13 protein-coding genes are annotated in these 16,343 nt (G+C 45.3%); 5 read left to right on the forward strand and 8 right to left on the reverse strand.

Features of this window, described 5'->3' with window-relative positions:
- Positions 1-21: 21 nt before the first annotated feature.
- Positions 22-1,533, forward strand: a complete 1,512-nt coding sequence (locus KUL49_RS09645) for a guanosine-5'-triphosphate,3'-diphosphate pyrophosphatase (RefSeq protein WP_131137147.1) — start codon at positions 22-24, stop codon at positions 1,531-1,533.
- Positions 1,534-1,646: 113 nt separating this feature from the next.
- Here KUL49_RS09645 and hemB read toward each other — a convergent pair whose 3' ends face one another.
- From hemB to tatA, 7 genes are read right to left on the reverse strand one after another with little or no spacing between them, the layout of a single operon-like run.
- Positions 1,647-2,657, reverse strand: coding sequence for a porphobilinogen synthase (gene hemB / locus KUL49_RS09650; RefSeq protein WP_131137148.1), 1,011 nt, complete (start codon positions 2,655-2,657; stop codon positions 1,647-1,649).
- Complete coding sequence (locus tag KUL49_RS09655) at positions 2,654-4,552, reverse strand: diguanylate cyclase (RefSeq protein ID WP_131137149.1); 1,899 nt, start codon at positions 4,550-4,552, stop codon at positions 2,654-2,656. Before KUL49_RS09655 ends, hemB begins: the two co-directional genes overlap by 4 nt.
- Positions 4,553-4,564: 12 nt before the next feature.
- Positions 4,565-5,341, reverse strand: coding sequence for a TatD family hydrolase (locus tag KUL49_RS09660; protein ID WP_014975519.1), 777 nt, complete (start codon positions 5,339-5,341; stop codon positions 4,565-4,567).
- The gene (locus KUL49_RS09665; RefSeq protein WP_014948089.1) at positions 5,342-5,884 is read right to left on the reverse strand and encodes a hypothetical protein; all 543 of its coding nucleotides are present in this window, start codon (positions 5,882-5,884) and stop codon (positions 5,342-5,344) included.
- Positions 5,885-5,909: 25 nt separating this feature from the next.
- The gene (gene tatC / locus KUL49_RS09670; RefSeq protein ID WP_131137150.1) at positions 5,910-6,665 is read right to left on the reverse strand and encodes a twin-arginine translocase subunit TatC; all 756 of its coding nucleotides are present in this window, start codon (positions 6,663-6,665) and stop codon (positions 5,910-5,912) included.
- On the reverse strand, positions 6,666-6,965 hold the full coding sequence (gene tatB / locus KUL49_RS09675; RefSeq protein WP_014948087.1) for a Sec-independent protein translocase protein TatB: 300 nt from the start codon (positions 6,963-6,965) through the stop codon (positions 6,666-6,668).
- Complete coding sequence (gene tatA / locus KUL49_RS09680; protein ID WP_207308453.1) at positions 6,965-7,210, reverse strand: Sec-independent protein translocase subunit TatA; 246 nt, start codon at positions 7,208-7,210, stop codon at positions 6,965-6,967. Before tatA ends, tatB begins: the two co-directional genes overlap by 1 nt.
- Positions 7,211-7,387: 177 nt before the next feature.
- Between tatA and KUL49_RS09685 the strand changes: the two genes are divergently transcribed.
- Complete coding sequence (locus KUL49_RS09685) at positions 7,388-8,449, forward strand: hypothetical protein (protein ID WP_131137152.1); 1,062 nt, start codon at positions 7,388-7,390, stop codon at positions 8,447-8,449.
- Between the two features lie 7 nt (positions 8,450-8,456).
- Here the strand turns inward: KUL49_RS09685 and KUL49_RS09690 are convergent, their stop codons facing one another.
- Positions 8,457-10,067, reverse strand: a complete 1,611-nt coding sequence (locus KUL49_RS09690) for a cyanophycinase (RefSeq protein WP_242633791.1) — start codon at positions 10,065-10,067, stop codon at positions 8,457-8,459.
- 502 nt (positions 10,068-10,569) lie between these two features.
- Between KUL49_RS09690 and KUL49_RS09695 the strand changes: the two genes are divergently transcribed.
- The 3 genes from KUL49_RS09695 to iadA are packed head-to-tail and all read left to right on the forward strand — an operon-like array spanning position 10,570 to position 16,242.
- Positions 10,570-13,530, forward strand: coding sequence for a TonB-dependent receptor domain-containing protein (locus KUL49_RS09695; protein WP_131137154.1), 2,961 nt, complete (start codon positions 10,570-10,572; stop codon positions 13,528-13,530).
- A gap of 45 nt (positions 13,531-13,575) precedes the next feature.
- Positions 13,576-15,075: a putative basic amino acid antiporter YfcC gene (gene yfcC, locus KUL49_RS09700; protein ID WP_131137155.1), complete on the forward strand. Its 1,500-nt coding sequence runs from the start codon at positions 13,576-13,578 to the stop codon at positions 15,073-15,075.
- Positions 15,076-16,242, forward strand: coding sequence for a beta-aspartyl-peptidase (gene iadA, locus KUL49_RS09705; protein ID WP_131137156.1), 1,167 nt, complete (start codon positions 15,076-15,078; stop codon positions 16,240-16,242). It begins immediately after the preceding gene.
- Positions 16,243-16,343: the final 101 nt, after the last annotated feature.

The following is a 16,343-nucleotide window of genomic DNA, read 5'->3' on the forward strand; positions in this document are numbered from 1 at the left end:
CTCAATAAGATTCGAGGTTTTATGCAGGCAGAACTCCAGCACGACGCACAAACCTACGGCGAGTATTACGCCGCCGTAGATTTAGGCTCTAACAGCTTTCACATGGTGATTGTTCACGTTGTTAACGGCAGTGTGCAAATAATAGGGAAAATTAAACAGAAAGTGCGCCTAGCAGCAGGTTTAGATGATGAGCTAGCACTTGATGACGTAAGCATGGAACGCGGCTGGCAATGCCTGCAAGTATTCTCGGAACGCCTGCAGGATATCCCCCCTTCTAATATTAAAATTGTAGCGACCGCTACATTGCGACTGGCAACCAATGCGCATGTATTCATTCGCAAGGCAGAAGAGATTCTCAATCACAAACTTGAAGTGATTAGCGGTGAAGAAGAAGCGCGACAAATTTATCTTGGCGTAGCCTACACATCCGCCAACCAAGGCAATAGCTTAGTCATAGATATTGGCGGCGCCAGCACAGAAATCATTATCGGTAACGACATGCAGCCTATCCATCTTAAGAGTTTGGATATGGGCTGTGTAACGTTTATGGAACGCTATTTCACCGGCGGCACTATCACCGAAAACAATTTCGACAATGCCAAACAAGCCGCACACGCGCTTATTGCCGATGTGTCTAGCGCGTTTTTGTGTTTTGATTGGGAGAATTGTTTAGGTGCATCTGGCACGCCGCAAGCCATTACTGAGATTCTTTTAGCACAGGGCATTAGTGATGCTATCCGCTTAGACTATTTGTATCATTTAGAAAAGCAATGTATTGAATGCGGCAGCATTAAAACCCTTGATATCGACGGATTGGAAGATAACAGAAAAGCTATTTTCCCGTCTGGTTTAGCGATCCTCATCAGCTTATTTGAAGCGCTAAATATTAAGCACATGAATATTTCTGGTGGTGCGCTTCGAGAAGGACTTATCTACGGAATGCTAGATAACGTTACCGAGAATGATAGACGCCAGCAGACCCTTAATCAGGCAAAACATCGTTATCATGTAGATGCCAGTCACGCGAACTCGGTTAGTCACGTAGCGCTTACTTTATGCCATCAACTTTGCGCACAACAGAACATTTGTCATTTAGATACCGAAACCATTTTAGGTGCAGCCGCACAACTTCATGAAATAGGTCTTCATATTGAATATAAGCGCCATCATGAGCATGGTGAATACATATTAAGTCACATTGATTTGCCCGGCTTCACGCGCCTTCAGCGGGCAGCCATCCGCGATTTAGTTGCTCAGCATAGGTCAAACATAAAGCCAGACGTATTTGAAAAGTACCACGAAGACTACCGTCCAATGCTAAAAGGCTTACTGCGAATTTTACGTATAGCAGTGGTGTTATGTCTGCGTCGTCAGAATAAACATATACCAGAGGTAACTTTGCAATGCGAAGAAAGTAAGTGGACACTTACTTTTCCTGAAGGCTGGTTGAAATCGCATCCTTTGATCAACGCAGAGTTAGCAAATGAATGCTGGCTTCAGCATAAAGCTGGGTGCGAACTCGTTTGTAAGTAACCACTTACAAACAGATAGAATGCGTTAAATATGTATACCGATAAACGGAAAAACATGAAAAAAAAGCCGTGCATTGCACGGCTTTTTTGTTGTCGAACCTTTGGTTGTTGGTATTACTTGTCGTTTTGCTTCGCTAAAAGCGCAGCAGCTTGCGGAGCGAAATAAGTCAGAATCCCGTCGGCGCCAGCGCGCTTAAACGCTAATAATGATTCTAGGATCACCGCCTCTTCATTTAGCCAACCATTAGCAAAAGCAGCTTGATGCATAGCGTACTCGCCACTTACTTGATAGGCGAATGTCGGTACTTTAAATTCGTCTTTACAACGACGCACAACATCTAAATACGGCATACCTGGCTTCACCATTACCATGTCAGCGCCCTCTTCTATATCAAGCGCAATTTCGTGGAGTGCTTCATCGGTGTTGGCAGGATCCATTTGATAGGTTTTCTTGTTGCCGCCCTTTATATTTGCAGCGGAGCCGACGGCATCACGAAATGGACCGTAGTACGCAGACGCGTATTTAGCAGAATAAGCCATAATACACGTATTGATGTGACCTGCTTCTTCAAGTGCTTTTCGGATACTGCCAATGCGCCCATCCATCATGTCAGAAGGCGCAACAATATCAGCGCCAGCTTCAGCATGCGATAACGCTTGCTTAATGAGCACCTCGACTGTTTCGTCGTTCATCACATAACCAGTTTCGTCTAAGAGGCCATCTTGACCATGAGACGTAAATGGATCTAATGCGATATCAGACATCAGCATTACTTCAGGAAACGCCTTTTTAAGCGCTCTCATAGCTTGCTGAGCAAGCCCTTCAGGATTGAACGCTTCGCTTGCACACTCGGTTTTAAGAGACATAGGTGTCACAGGGAAAAGCGCAATCGTTCTAATGCCCAGCTCTACCCATTTCGCCGTTTCTTGCACTAGCAAATCGATAGAAAGTCTTTCCACACCAGGCATAGAAGGTACGGCTTCTCGTGCGTTCTCACCGGGTAGTACAAAAACAGGGTAAATGAGATCGTCAGTGGTTAAACGGTGCTCTGCCACAAGCCCTCTTAAAGCATCTTTGGCGCGTAGTCTGCGCATTCTTCTTTGAGGGAAAGGTGAAGATGTCATAGTTTTTCCTGTAAATGTTTATGTATTACTGTATTGCGGCCCGCAGCCTTGGCTTCGTAAAGGCATTCGTCGGCGAACTTGAAAAGATTTTGCGCGTGCTCTTCATCAACAATAATGGTGGTAGAAACGCCCGCGCTTGCAGTTAGCTTAATGGTTTCCCCTTCGTAATCAAGTGGGGTCGACTCAAGGCTATCTCGCATATTTTCGGCAACGTGAAAAGCGCCTTCAAGATCGGTATTAGGCAATATAATGGCAAACTCTTCACCACCTATGCGACACAAGTCATCTGTAGGGCGATGGATGTGCTTCTGAAAGACATTGGTGACGTGAATTAAGCACGCGTCACCACCATCATGTCCGTGTTTATCATTAATTTGCTTAAAATGATCCACGTCAACAATGATGAGAGATAATGGTGTCTGCTCACGTCTACTGCGTCGCCCTTCAGAACGAAGACGCTTATCGAAATGTCGACGGTTGTGCGCTCCCGTGAGCGGATCTATTGCATTTAACCTTTCCAATTCTTGGTTAACTTCAGACAACTCGCGTAACGTAATTTCTAGCTCTAACGTGCGTTCTTGTACTTTATACTCCAGGTCATCTTGATAACGCTTTTGTACTTCAAGTAAATTCTCTTTGGCCGTATTTGCCTGTTTTTCCTGCTCTAGCGCGAACTGCTGCGCCTCAATGAGATCATCGCGACTGTGGCTATAATTAATCGCTAAGATAAGTGCCAAGATGAGCGTTTCAACCGCGCCACCAATGATCAGCAGGTTATTTGACGAAATAGGCAATTGAATAATATTAACGTTATCAAGGCTCGCACTTAGTCCACTAATTAATAGAAAACCCCAAGCGATGGTAAAATAACGTGCTACGACCACTCCTTTGAGCGTTAGCCAAATACCTAACCCAAGAGTAAAAATAACGATGAGGCTAAGCAGTAACAGGAACGCCTTTATCATGAACGAGTAAGGCAAGATAAGGCCGAGGATTATACTTAAGCCGCACACCCAACTGATTGCCTGTGTGATTTTATCTAGCTTTACGCTGTGGGCTCTAATAGGTAGTAGGCTTCGCGTAAACATCGCCGCAAACATAATAGTCGCGTTAGCAAACACAAGAATTGCTTTACCTTGAAACCATGTGCTTCCCGGCCACATATAGGAGAAGCCGTAGCCGTGTAACGTCGCCAATATAAGCGCCAAACTCATTACATAGCCAGAGTAATAGAGGAACGACACGTTACTTGTCGTTACCGTTAAAAATGCGTTACTCACGCCCATTGCTACCAAGATGCCAAAAAATATCCCCAATGCCAGATTACGGCTTGATGTATAGGCAATAAACTCTGTTTCATCCCATATACGAATAGGAAGGCGGACGCTGCCAGAGGTTTGTACTCGAATAATCACCCGCTGCGACTGAGCGCTTACTGGTAGGGGGAATAGTGGCTTCACATGAGAAACGGGCCGGTTATCAAAGTGCAGGCCATCGCCACCTGAATAAGTAGCAATAGGCGTGCTGCCTATTTGGCTGTAAATCGCAACGTCTAAACTATCTAAAAGGGGATAGTCGATGTGCAATAGAAATCGACTTTCATTGCTTTGTGTTGGCGCAATGACCATTGAAAACCAATGTACGTTTGTGTTCATACCCAAGTTAATGGGTGAAGATATTGGTGTCCAGTCGGTAAGCGGCGTTTGAGTAATGGTAGTAAAATCGAGCGCATTGCCATTATCTACATTGAGATAAGTAAGCTGCGAGAATCGTGGTGTTGCACTGGTGTTAGGAGACAAACTAAACAACACAGACACAAATGCAACGACGGCCACTAGGGTGATAAGAATAAGACCCGCATCATACTTGCGCATCGCTTTCAGATTTGTCTGCATATAAACCTATGTTTAGCTGAGAGAAAACAACTCACAGCTATTAGCATAACTGCTAATACGTAATTTATCAGTCTCAACTTGCAGATATTCGCCTAATTGTTTAGCGATATGGGGTAGAAAAGCAGGTTCGTTATTACGTTTTCTCGGTCGAAGGGTTTTGGGAAACAGATAAGGCGCATCAGTTTCAAGAATAAGACGGTTTAAAGGTATAGACTTCACGGCTTCGCGTAGTGCTTCGCCTCGCTTCTCATCACATACCCAGCCAGTAATACCAATATAAAGCCCCAGCGCAAGGTAGTGCTGAACCTGCTCTGCATTCCCAGTAAAACAGTGGGCAATACCACCTTTTATACGAGGCATATACTCGGTTAATAACGCGACTTGTTCGTCAAACGCATCCCTTTCATGTAGATACACGGGTAAGTCTAATGCAGCCGCAATGTCTAACTGGGCTTCGAACACTGCCAATTGAACGGGCTGTGGTGAGAAATTGCGATTAAAATCCAGACCACATTCACCAATTGCAACACACCCATTCTGTTGTGCAAGTTCGCGTAACCGCTTGTAATCACTTGGCGTGACATCTTTTGCATTGTGAGGATGGACACCGATAGTGTAACAGCATTGGGTTGGATACTTATTATATAGCGCTACTGCAGCGTCCCATTCACTGGGGTGCGTGGTGATAATGCAGAGTTTTTCTACCCCTGCATCTTTTGCTCGTTGTATAACTTCATCGGCGTCAAATCGCTTATCAAGCAAGTTGACGCCAGCATCAAACCAAGGCATTTATTTTACGCGTTTCACTTTCATGCGCTTGTTGAGCCCTTCTACACTTAGGAAAAATGCACCCAATAAGCCCCTTTCTACGGCTACCGACTGACCTTCCTTAAGCTTCATATAGGTTCCATCAGTTTGCTGCCATACAGAACCATCACTGAAAGTTATAACATGCTTATCACGCACATTCTTCTTGATCGAAGCGATAGTGACCGCAATCTCAGAAGCTTCGTCAGACAAATCTCGCTTATGTTCAAGTCCAAAGTCATTCTTAGGTTCTGAGGCTTGAACTTGTCCCTGAGCGACAGGCGCTGGGCGAGGCTTCATCTGATTACCATTGTTGCTCTTGTAGGCCTGTAGTTGCTCAATCTGAGCGTCTGAACCTTCGTACTTGTTGAGTGATTTCGCGACGCTGTCATAGCACATAAGTCGCTTTAAACTATTATCCGTGTTGCGACATTTCTCCAATGCATCAGCAACTGTCTCAGCTTGTACATTAAACGCCCCAAACGCGCACAGAATAGTGGCAAGAGATAGCAGTCGGGTTTTCATTTTTATTCCTTTCTTTTTTTAACATCTATGTGTTGTCTGTTGTTTCAGTAGATGTATCGTCTTTTGGTGTTTTACCCGCGTAAAATCCTCCAACAACAACCCCTACTTCAAACAGCAACCACATTGGAATAGCTAATAGTGTTTGAGAGATAACATCTGGCGGTGTTAGCAACATGCCAACCACGAATGCACCAACAACCACGTACGGGCGCTTGGCTCGTAAAGACTTAGCATCCGTTACCCCAGTCCAGCACATTAGAATAATGGCTATCGGTATCTCGAATGAGACCCCAAACGCAAAGAACAGTTTCAAGACGAAGTTCAAATAACTGGATATATCTGTACTTACCGTTACACCTTCAGGTGCTACGCTTGTAAAAAACGCGAACGCTATTGGAAATACCACAAAGTAGGCAAACGCCATTCCTGCGTAAAACAGCAGCGTACTGGAAAGTAGTAAAGGCGCTACCAGGCGCTTTTCATTTCTGTACAAACCCGGAGCCACAAACCCCCATACTTGATAGAGCACGTAGGGAATAGCAATAAAAAACGATAACACCAGTGTAAGTTTAAACGGAGCAAAGAAAGGTGATGCAACGTCGGTTGCAATCATGCTCGCATTTTCAGGTAAGGCCTCAAGCAATGGCATCGCCAATAGCTTATAAAGGTCTTGCGCAAACGCCGCAAGACAAATGAAGACGATAAGTACGCTCAAAAGGGCTTTGAGAATACGGCTACGCAATTCAATTAAATGAGAAATAAGGTTATTAGCGTCAGACATCTATTGCTTTTTATAAGGTTCTTGAACCGACTCTGCAGCTTTTTTTAGCTCATCGACGCTTTGTTCAAGTTCAGGTGAAAGATCTTTAAGCCCTTGCTGCTCTGCTTTTTTCAAATTTTCATGCAATTCGTGCACGCGCAACTGATGCTCAACTTCTTGCTTAAAGCCCGTTGCTACATTACGCACGCTACGAATTGTATTTATAGTTGAGCGCATGGCACCCGGTAATCTTTCTGGCCCTAAAATAAGCAGCGCCAGTACACCGATAACCAATAGCTCCCAAAAGCCGATATCGAACATTAGGATTTTTCTTTAACGTCGCTCTGCGTCTTAGTTGAAACAGGCTCTGCTTCTGACTTTTCTTCAACTTGCTTCTTTTGTTCAAAGTCTGCGTCTTTGTCTTCTTCGGTGACAGCTTTTTTGAAGCCTTTGATTGCGCCGCCTAAATCAGTACCTATACCTTTAAGACGCTTCGTACCAAATAAAAGCACCACAATAACCAGTATGATCAGCAACTGCCAAACACTAATACCACCCATAAAAATAATCTCCCTTACATCGATTGGCACAGTATGCCATTGCCTGCTGATGCTTTCACCTGAATATTTACTTCAATGAATAAAGATTGACGTTTTGGTTGGGACAATCCATGCTCTGTATATCCCCAATGCGAATGGTCGAAATATTCAACTATGCTAATTTTTACAAGGAGTTAGTGAGCAATGCTATGCCTTACCGTGGTCTATTGCCATTTATTGCTCGCTTTACCTGTTGCACCTGACTCAGCTGCTGACACGTTGAACTCCCCCGTAAATGCGACCAGTGTAGGTATAGCCTATCGGAATATTGCTCGGCCAGAAAATACGCTTTCTAACCGCGCTAACTCGACAAAAGAAAGTACACACTCCTTGCCTCCTTCAATACCTAATGAGCAATGGTTTGATATTTGGCAGCGTAGCTTCACCGACACCATGGACTTCACCGTAAAACAGCTTGATGGTTTGTTTGAAAGTTCAGATGAAATAGGTGCTTTAGGACAGAAGGAAGCCAGAGCCGAAGGCCGTGTTCAACTTGCATGGGAGCCAAGAAGTGGCATGCTCTCGGATACGGATTTGCGCTTCAGGGTAAGAGTTCGCCTACCGGCTTTAAAAGAACGCGTTGATTTACTATTGAGTGATAACGAAGACGAGACACAGAACAACACAATACGAGCCGCGAGGGATACCGGCAATAACAACCGCGATCGAACGACCATTGCGCTTCGCTTTCGTCCTGAGCAAGACTCTCACTACTCATTTAGAATTGGCGCTGGTCGCCGCGACCAACTATATGCGATGAGCCGATACAGAGATGCTTTTGCCTTTTCTAAACAATGGGCAATGCTATACGACGCCGAACTTTACTATTACACCCGTGACCGTTTGGGTGCGGAGGTGGGCGTCGCTTTTCAATACGAAATCAATAAAAAGCACCTGGTTCGACAAAATAATCGCTACTACTACCGCGACGATACCAACGACTGGCTATGGCGTCACGAGGTCCACCATTTGTTTTCGGTAGATCAACATAACGCCGTTATTCCTCACTTTATGGTGGAAGGGCTTAGCCAACCCAACTTTCGCGTAGAAGAAGTCTATGGCGGGTTTAGGTGGCGTAACAACATGCTGCGCGATTGGCTATTCTTTGAGGTAGAGCCTTTCGTTTTATGGCTACGTGAAGAGGATTTTAAAACCTCATACGGCGTAGCCCTGCGCGTAGAAGCCTATTATGGGCGCGATACTTAAACACAACCTAATCGTAAATTACAAACGGAACCTTGCTATAAGCACAATAACGCAGTTTGTGAAAGCGCGAGGCTTCTGAAGGCTGCAACACGTGTATATTCCCACCATTTTGCCAGCGAATCATGCCTTTAGAACGACAAAGGTCACCCGATTTCTGTCGCCACTTTCCCTGCTCGTTGCGTTTGAAAGAAGCAGGCTTTTCCGATGATTCAATTGTGAGTTTCAGCTCACCCGATGTTATTTGTCCGGAAGTCTTAGCTGGTAAGTAACTCGCCTCACCTGCAATTATGCGTTTGGAGCCATTACGAGAATGAGTGATATCTTCTTTACCTTTGCTCATATCTACAATAAACACCCCGCCTTCGCCCAATACAGTGAAAGACACGTTTTCAAAGGGCGCTTTTGCGTCGACCATCAACGCCGTAGTTTCATCGACACCGAAGCCAAACGATTGGCCGCTTGATGCTGTAGCAGCGATCAGACGGACTTCGCGATCACGTTCTGAAAAGTGAGTATCAAGTAAGCCAAAATTGAAAAGCCCTAAACCGCCGGCAGGGTTGATAGTCATTGCGCCATCTGTTAGTTGATTTTCACATTGAGCGCTGTTCTCACAGCGTTGTGATGTGGGATCAACGCCATACACACCACCGGATAAGACGCCCATCGAATTTCCACTTGTTAACATGGGAACAGGTCGATGATTGTTGTATCCACCAGCCTGTACTGCTGTTCCTGCACTGGTCCCCCCTACTACTAGCTGATCGTCTCGCCAGAGATCACGCAGCTCAATAAGAAAGTCGCTGGGTTTTCCTGTTGGAGTACTTAGCGCAGCAAGGGTTTTACTTTGGTCTCCGCCGTTGAAAAATAAGCCATCGAGACTAGATAATGTATTTATGGCCAACTGGTTGTCTTCACACCATGAGCGCTGTTTGCTCGTACGCTCAGGGTATAACCTCTCTTTGTCAAACAGCGAATGCTGAGCTCTAAAAAACGCTAATTTATTACAGCCTTGGCCTTTAAAGCTTTCAACGTAAACGGCCTGTTGAAAAGCGGGAGTTAATGGGATCCAAATTACATCTACGTCGAATTGTTGAAAAACGCCTTCGTAAAAGTCTACCGCTTCAAATGGGTCTCGAGACGATGCCGTTACGATGCCTATAGTCGTTCGAACGGATGTGTCGGCGTTCACCTTTTCTGCAATTTTAGCTTGTCGTTTCGCATGTGCAGCTTCAATAAATGCGGTATAGATATCAACTGACGCCCTAGCTTTCGTATTTGCTAACGATACTTGCTCTTGCAATCGGTTGCCTAGCTCATCGGTTTGCTGCGCTTCTAGGGAGTCCAACAAAATGAAGTAGTCAGTATCAGAAAGGAAACGAATATCGCTGTTTGATAACCCGGCATCATTTAGGGCGTCTAGCAGCGCATTTTTTGAATATAACCGCTCCCCCCCAGATGAATATACATTCACTAATTTTGAATATAAAAAATCATTGTTTTGTGAGTATTTGTTCGCCAAATTTTGATATCTAAGTAGTGACTGCTGATTTATTTCGTACAAAATTTCCTCTTTCCCAGACAAAAACGTCGACGGTGATGTGCAGTTTTGTTTTGACATACTTGAACATGTTTTTAGTGCTCCTCCCGCCAAAACAAGGTTTGAAGACCCAAAACAAAACATAGAAAATACAGAAAGATAAACATAAAAAATCGATAGAATCGGTGCTTTTAATCTAGCCTTAAAACAGTAAAAACTTGCGCGCAAAAAAATAACTTTCATTAAAACCAACGGAACATTTAATTGATTGACTTTTATTCACCGTAGTGTTAACTAATTATTAATGTCAACGGTAAAGTTCACGCCGTATAACAGTATTTGATTCAGACGAAGTGCATAATTCGTCACAACACTGGTTTTTATAAATGCTTAAGAAAGCTGCCAACCTAGGCAACTATCGCTATCAAAACTTTTACTTGTCGGAGTGGTTCGACGAGTAGCTCCTGCGCCCTTCAATTCATTGAAGCGGTCACGCTGCGCCTTGCAGCAAATTTTTATCTAATCAAGTGTTGAATCGCGCAAAAAGCGGCATTAGACCGTGCGCGTTATGGGGATCACAATAATGAAAAAATCGACGTTAGTTCACAAATTAGGTGTGTCTGTTGGCACGCTAAGCTACCTATCGCTTTGTATATCTGGCGCTGTGTTTGCGCAATCTGTATCAGCACAAGAAACGAGCGAAGAAGAAGTTGTAGAGCGCATTCAGGTCACCGGCAGTAATATACGCGGTGCGGATATGGAAGGTGCGCAGCCGCTAACCATTCTAACTTCAGAAGATATTGCACGCACAGGCGCATCTACCATTTCAGAGCTAATGCGCACGGTGACGCAAACCCGTGGAGGCGTTGGTACATTTGACACCACCCAAAGTGGGGCGACGTCTACCTCTACACCACCCGGTCAAGCGGCAGCGTCACTTCGAGGCATTGGTCCCTCTTCAACATTAACGCTTGTGAACGGACGCAGAATTGCAGCAAGCTCATTCGCTTCTGGCACTGAAAATTTTGTTGATATCAATAGCATTCCTGCCTCTGCAGTAGAGCGCGTAGAGGTGCTAGCAACGGGTGCATCGGCGATTTATGGTGCAGACGCCGTTGCAGGTGTTATTAATTATATTCTCAAAAACGATTATGAAGGCTTAGAGCTTCAAACTAATTACGAGAACACCACCAACGGCAACGACCATGGTGCCTTCAATGTTCAAATGCTGTGGGGTAAAAATTTTGATAACGGCAGTAATTTAACGGCGTTTTTTGACTACTTCGATAGAAAAGCGATAAGGGCAACCGACTTTTCGCAAACACGCGATCCTATTTTGGAAAGTAGTTACTCATATCTTTCTAAAGGGCAGCCCAACATTTACTTTGATAGCACACTAGACCGCTATGAAATGCCTGCACCTAACTGTCCTGATGAGCTTACAACAACGGAGCTCGATGAGGAAATTTGTGCCTATTATGCCAATGAAGATGACTATTTCGAAACGCCGCTAGAAACCTTGTCAGGAGGCTTCACCTATACCTATCAAGGTAACGACATTACGTGGCGGACAGATCTTCTTGCCTCGCATACAAAATCAACGTCGTTCTCTACACCATCACCGATTAATCAGGTAAACGATGAAGAAGGAGCATGGATAGAAATCGATGCTCTTAACGTACTTGAGGACGACGCGCGTAACGCAATTATTGACAACTTGTTCATAGGCTCCTTTGATACTGTTGCAGGTCGTGAACTTGAAGGTCTTCAATACGATGCTCGATTTGTATCCCCACGTACCGTCGAAATAGAAACTGACGCCATTCGCCTAGTTTCGTCTTTACAGGGGTACTTTGGTGAGTGGGAATGGGAAGCTGGTGCCCTTTATTCTCGCAGTGAGTCTGAACAGGTTGCAACACAAGGTATCTACAACCGCTATCTATATACAGCCGCCGTTCACGGAGAGCTCTGTGATACGGTTGAGATTGCGCAGTATGACAGCACAAACGATATTTTAAGCTGTGGCAGCGGCGCACTGTTATCTGCCTATAACCCTTTTCTAGTGGGCGATGCGCAAAACGACGCTATCTTGGGCCTAACACAAGCACGCCCCACTCGTGATGGAACCAGCGAAATGTTCGGCCTAGATGCCAAAATTAACGGTGAAATAGCGCAGTGGAAAGGCAATGCTGTGTTGCTAGCTGCTGGGGTTGAATTCAGACGGGAAGAAATCACTGACTTGCCGTCTTTAGACTCACAAGCGAGAGCGGAAAATAACTTTCTTGTCGATGTTTTTGGATTCGGTTCAAGTGCCTCAGCGGCAGACAGAAATCAGATGGGCGTCTTTACTGAACTCTTTGTTCCTATTACCGATCAGTTTGATATTAGTCTTGCGGGTCGTTTTGACGACTACAATGATTTTGGCAGCACGTTTAATCCAAAAGTGGGCTTCACCTACCGCCCTATTGATGACTTAGTACTCCGCGGCTCTTGGTCTACAGCGTTCCGTGCGCCTTCTTTGACTCAAGCAGGCGTGCAGCTGCGAACGACTCGCGCGTCTTTCGACTGTTCGGCGAACGACGCCGTTGCAGATTTGTATTGCGAGGGGCAAGGTAGCGTTCGCGGCAATAACGTACTTGAACTTGGTAACCCAGCGCTGCGCGCTGAAGAGTCTGAAACGTACTCATTTGGCTTTGCCTATAGCCCAACTGACAACACCACGATTACGGTTGATTACTGGACCTTCGATCACGAAGACATTGTCGATACCAACATGACGGGGGTTCTAGACCGTGCCATTACCGATGCTTCACTTCGCCATTGCGGTGTATTGGATGAGGGAGAGGTTGGCATTTCTTATTTGGAAGACCTATGTTTAGTTACCGATAGCGCAGGGAATACCATTGAAGATGAGGGCGCTAACTTAACTGAAATTCTTAATGCTTGGGTTGAATTTGACGCCCCCCGCTTTGATGAGTTACCGCTGTTTAGAGATCATATTTTATTGCTTGATAATACGGGCACTCAAGAACTCGAAGGTATCGACTGGGACGTAGACCATGACTTTCAGTTAAATAGTGGCACGTTGGAGCTAGGATTTTCTGGTACTCACTACCTGACCTACGATCGCAATAGACCTGGCTCTGATGAAATTGAGTCATTAGCGGGCACTTTCCTTTATCCTGAAACTGTTGCTACAGCTGAACTTTTCTATGTTCAAGAGGATTGGTACGTAGGTGCTTACGTTTTCTATACTGGCAGCTATGACGACGATATCATTCGTTTACGCAGCAGAGAAATCGATGAGTTAATCGAGTTGGGCGCCATTGAAGATGAAGATGATACCCGCGATGTAAGCAGCTGGACTACCGTAACACTCAGCGCTGGCTATTACTTTGAGAATGCTGACTTGCGCCTTACTGTTGACAACGTATTTGACCGAGATGCCCCTACGGCTTATGGCTCAGGTAGAGGTTTTGATGCCTTTAACCATGACCCATTTGGTACGCGCTACACACTTGCGTTTAGTTACTATTTTCACTAAGTGATAACAGAGGGCGTTAAGCCCTCTTCACTTTCGGAGGTAAGGTTGCAACATTCACCTTCAACATCGCGAATGCCTGATGCATTCGTAATTTTATTCTTTGTAATACTGCTTGCAGGGCTAGTGTCTTGGCTTGTTCCTGCTGGTACCTTTGACACAAAAAATATCACCACATCAGACGGCAACATTAAAACCGTGCTCGATGCCGATAGCTTCAGATATGCAGAAGAAAGCCATGGCTTTGTGTTATTCGATGGCACAGGCAACAAAACGGGAATAGCTAATTATGCCTTTGATGGCATGGTCTCGGGCGACAAATGGGGCGCTGCAGTCGGCGTTATCGCTTTTATTCTTATCGTTGGCGGCGCCTTCGGCATAGTGATGCAAACAGGCGCCATCAACAACGGTATTATGGCGTTGATAAAACGCTACCAACACGCCGATAATCTCTTGCTCCCTGCTTTATTTTTGCTGTTCTCATTAGGTGGGGCGATATTTGGAATGGGTGAGGAAGCCATTGCATTTTGTATTGTGCTAGTGCCACTAATGACAGCCATGGGCTATAACGGCATCATGGCGGTGCTTGTCACTTATGTGGCTACGCAAATCGGCTTTGCTACAAGCTGGATGAACCCTTTCTCTGTTGCTATAGCACAAGGCATTGCTGATGTGCCGTTAATGTCGGGCCAATATTTTCGCATGGCCATATGGGCTATGTTTACCGTTTTTGGCTTAATCTTCACTTTGCGTTATGCAAAGCAGCTAAAAAATAGTAACCAAGCATTTAACGATGCAGCTTCAGTAAGCAAACAGACGTCTTCTTTAGAGTTCACGTCATCTACCGCATCAACAAATGAGCTCACTGAGCAGCATTTTTCCGTTACCGACAAACTCATTCTGATCGCCTTTTTTGCTTGTATTTACTGGGTAATGTGGGGAGTAATTGTTCATGCTTACTATATTCCTCAAATTGCCTCACAGTTTTTTTGTATGGGAATTCTGATTGGTGCCATTGCATGGGTTGGTGGCCGTATGCGCATGAACGATATCAGTGCGGCGTTTGTTAGCGGTGCACAATCGCTGCTGCCTGCCGCCCTCATTGTAGGTATGGCCAAAGGCATTGTATTAGTGCTTGGCGGTGACGAGGTGACTTCACCTTCTGTGCTAAACACCTTGCTTCATCACACTGGTAATACATTAGCGCAAACCGGTTCTGTAATGAGCGCTTGGCTCATGCTGTTGTTTCAAAGCATCTTCAATTTTTTTATTGCCTCTGGATCAGGACAGGCTGCAATCACTATGCCTCTAATGGCGCCGCTATCAGATCTTGTGGGCGTGACTCGCCAAGTTGCGGTACTAGCCTTTCAGTTAGGCGATGGCCTAACTAACTTAATTATTCCAACTTCTGCTTCGCTGATAGGCTGTTTAGGTGTGGCTGGCGTAAGTTGGACAACATGGGTAAAATTTATTGCAAAGTTTTGCGCCGGCCTTTTCACACTTGCGTCGCTCACTGTTATCACCGCCGTTCTCATAGGTTTTTCTTAAATGCTAACGCTTATCAAAAATGTAGAGTGCTACTCGCCTTCGCCACAAGGCACAGTCGACATTCTTATCGCCAATAATGCAGTTGCACATACTGCCCCCAACATTTCGATGCATTCACCTTCTTTAAACATTATCGACGGCAGTAATTTGATTGCGCTGCCAGGCCTTGTTGACAGTCTGGTGCATATTTCTGGTGGCGGTGGCGAGGGTGGCTTTCACACACGTACGCCTCAAATGTCGCTGACTGATGCAAGTTTACATGGCGTAACAACCGTCATTGGTGCATTAGGTACCGATGCAACTACGCGAACACTTCCTGATTTAGTGGCTAAGACAAAAGGCCTAAACATTGAGGGGATCAGTGCGTATTGTTACACTGGCTCCTACCACCTTCCGGCTCGCACCATTACAGGCAACGTTACTGATGACCTTGTGCTAATCGACTGTATGATCGGGGTCGGAGAAGTCGCAATTGCCGATCATAGAGCTGCCGAGCCGACTGTCCAGGCGCTTGCAGAGGTTGCAGCACAAGCACGAACTGGCGGCATGATTTCTGGCAAAGCAGGTATTGTTTACATTCACACTGGCGACGGAGAGCGCCAACTTTCTGTTTTGCATGACGTTGTTGATAGTACAGATATTCCGGCAAGCCAGTTCTATCCAACTCACATCAATAGAAACCAAAGTTTGTTAGATGCAGGAATCGCTTGGACACAGAAAGGCGGTGTTATTGATATGACCACAAGCACCAACGAGCAATTTATTGAAGAGGGCGAAATACCCGCTGCAGAGGCCGTTGCCTATTGCCTAGATAAGGGTGTACCTACAAGCTGTTTAAGCATGAGCTCAGATGGAAACGCTAGCCTTCCAGTATTCGATGATAATGGCCAGCTTGTGGGCTTAGAAGTGGGTAAAGTAGGAAGTTTATTTGACGCATTTAAAGCTCTGGTATTAAAACACAATGTATCACTAGAGAACGCCATTTCGGTTGTCAGTAGCACCCCCGCCAAGAGACTTAAGCTGCATCGCAAGGGGAAAATCGATGTTGGATGTGACGCTGACATTGTGCTGTGCGATAGGGAAACACTGGATATTGTTCACGTTATCGCTAAAGGCAGGCAGCTGGTTCAGCATGGCAGGGCTTTGGTCAAAGGCACGTTTGAATAACCAAACCTACACGACAAACTTTGCATCGCACTACGTTGCTCCTGAACAAGAAAAAGGGCGCAAGCGCCCTTTTTCGTTTATTAACTATGAAGTATTGAGTC

This window comes from Alteromonas sp. KUL17 (genome assembly GCF_006538305.1).
In the GTDB taxonomy this organism is placed as follows: Bacteria; Pseudomonadota; Gammaproteobacteria; order Enterobacterales; family Alteromonadaceae; genus Alteromonas; species Alteromonas macleodii.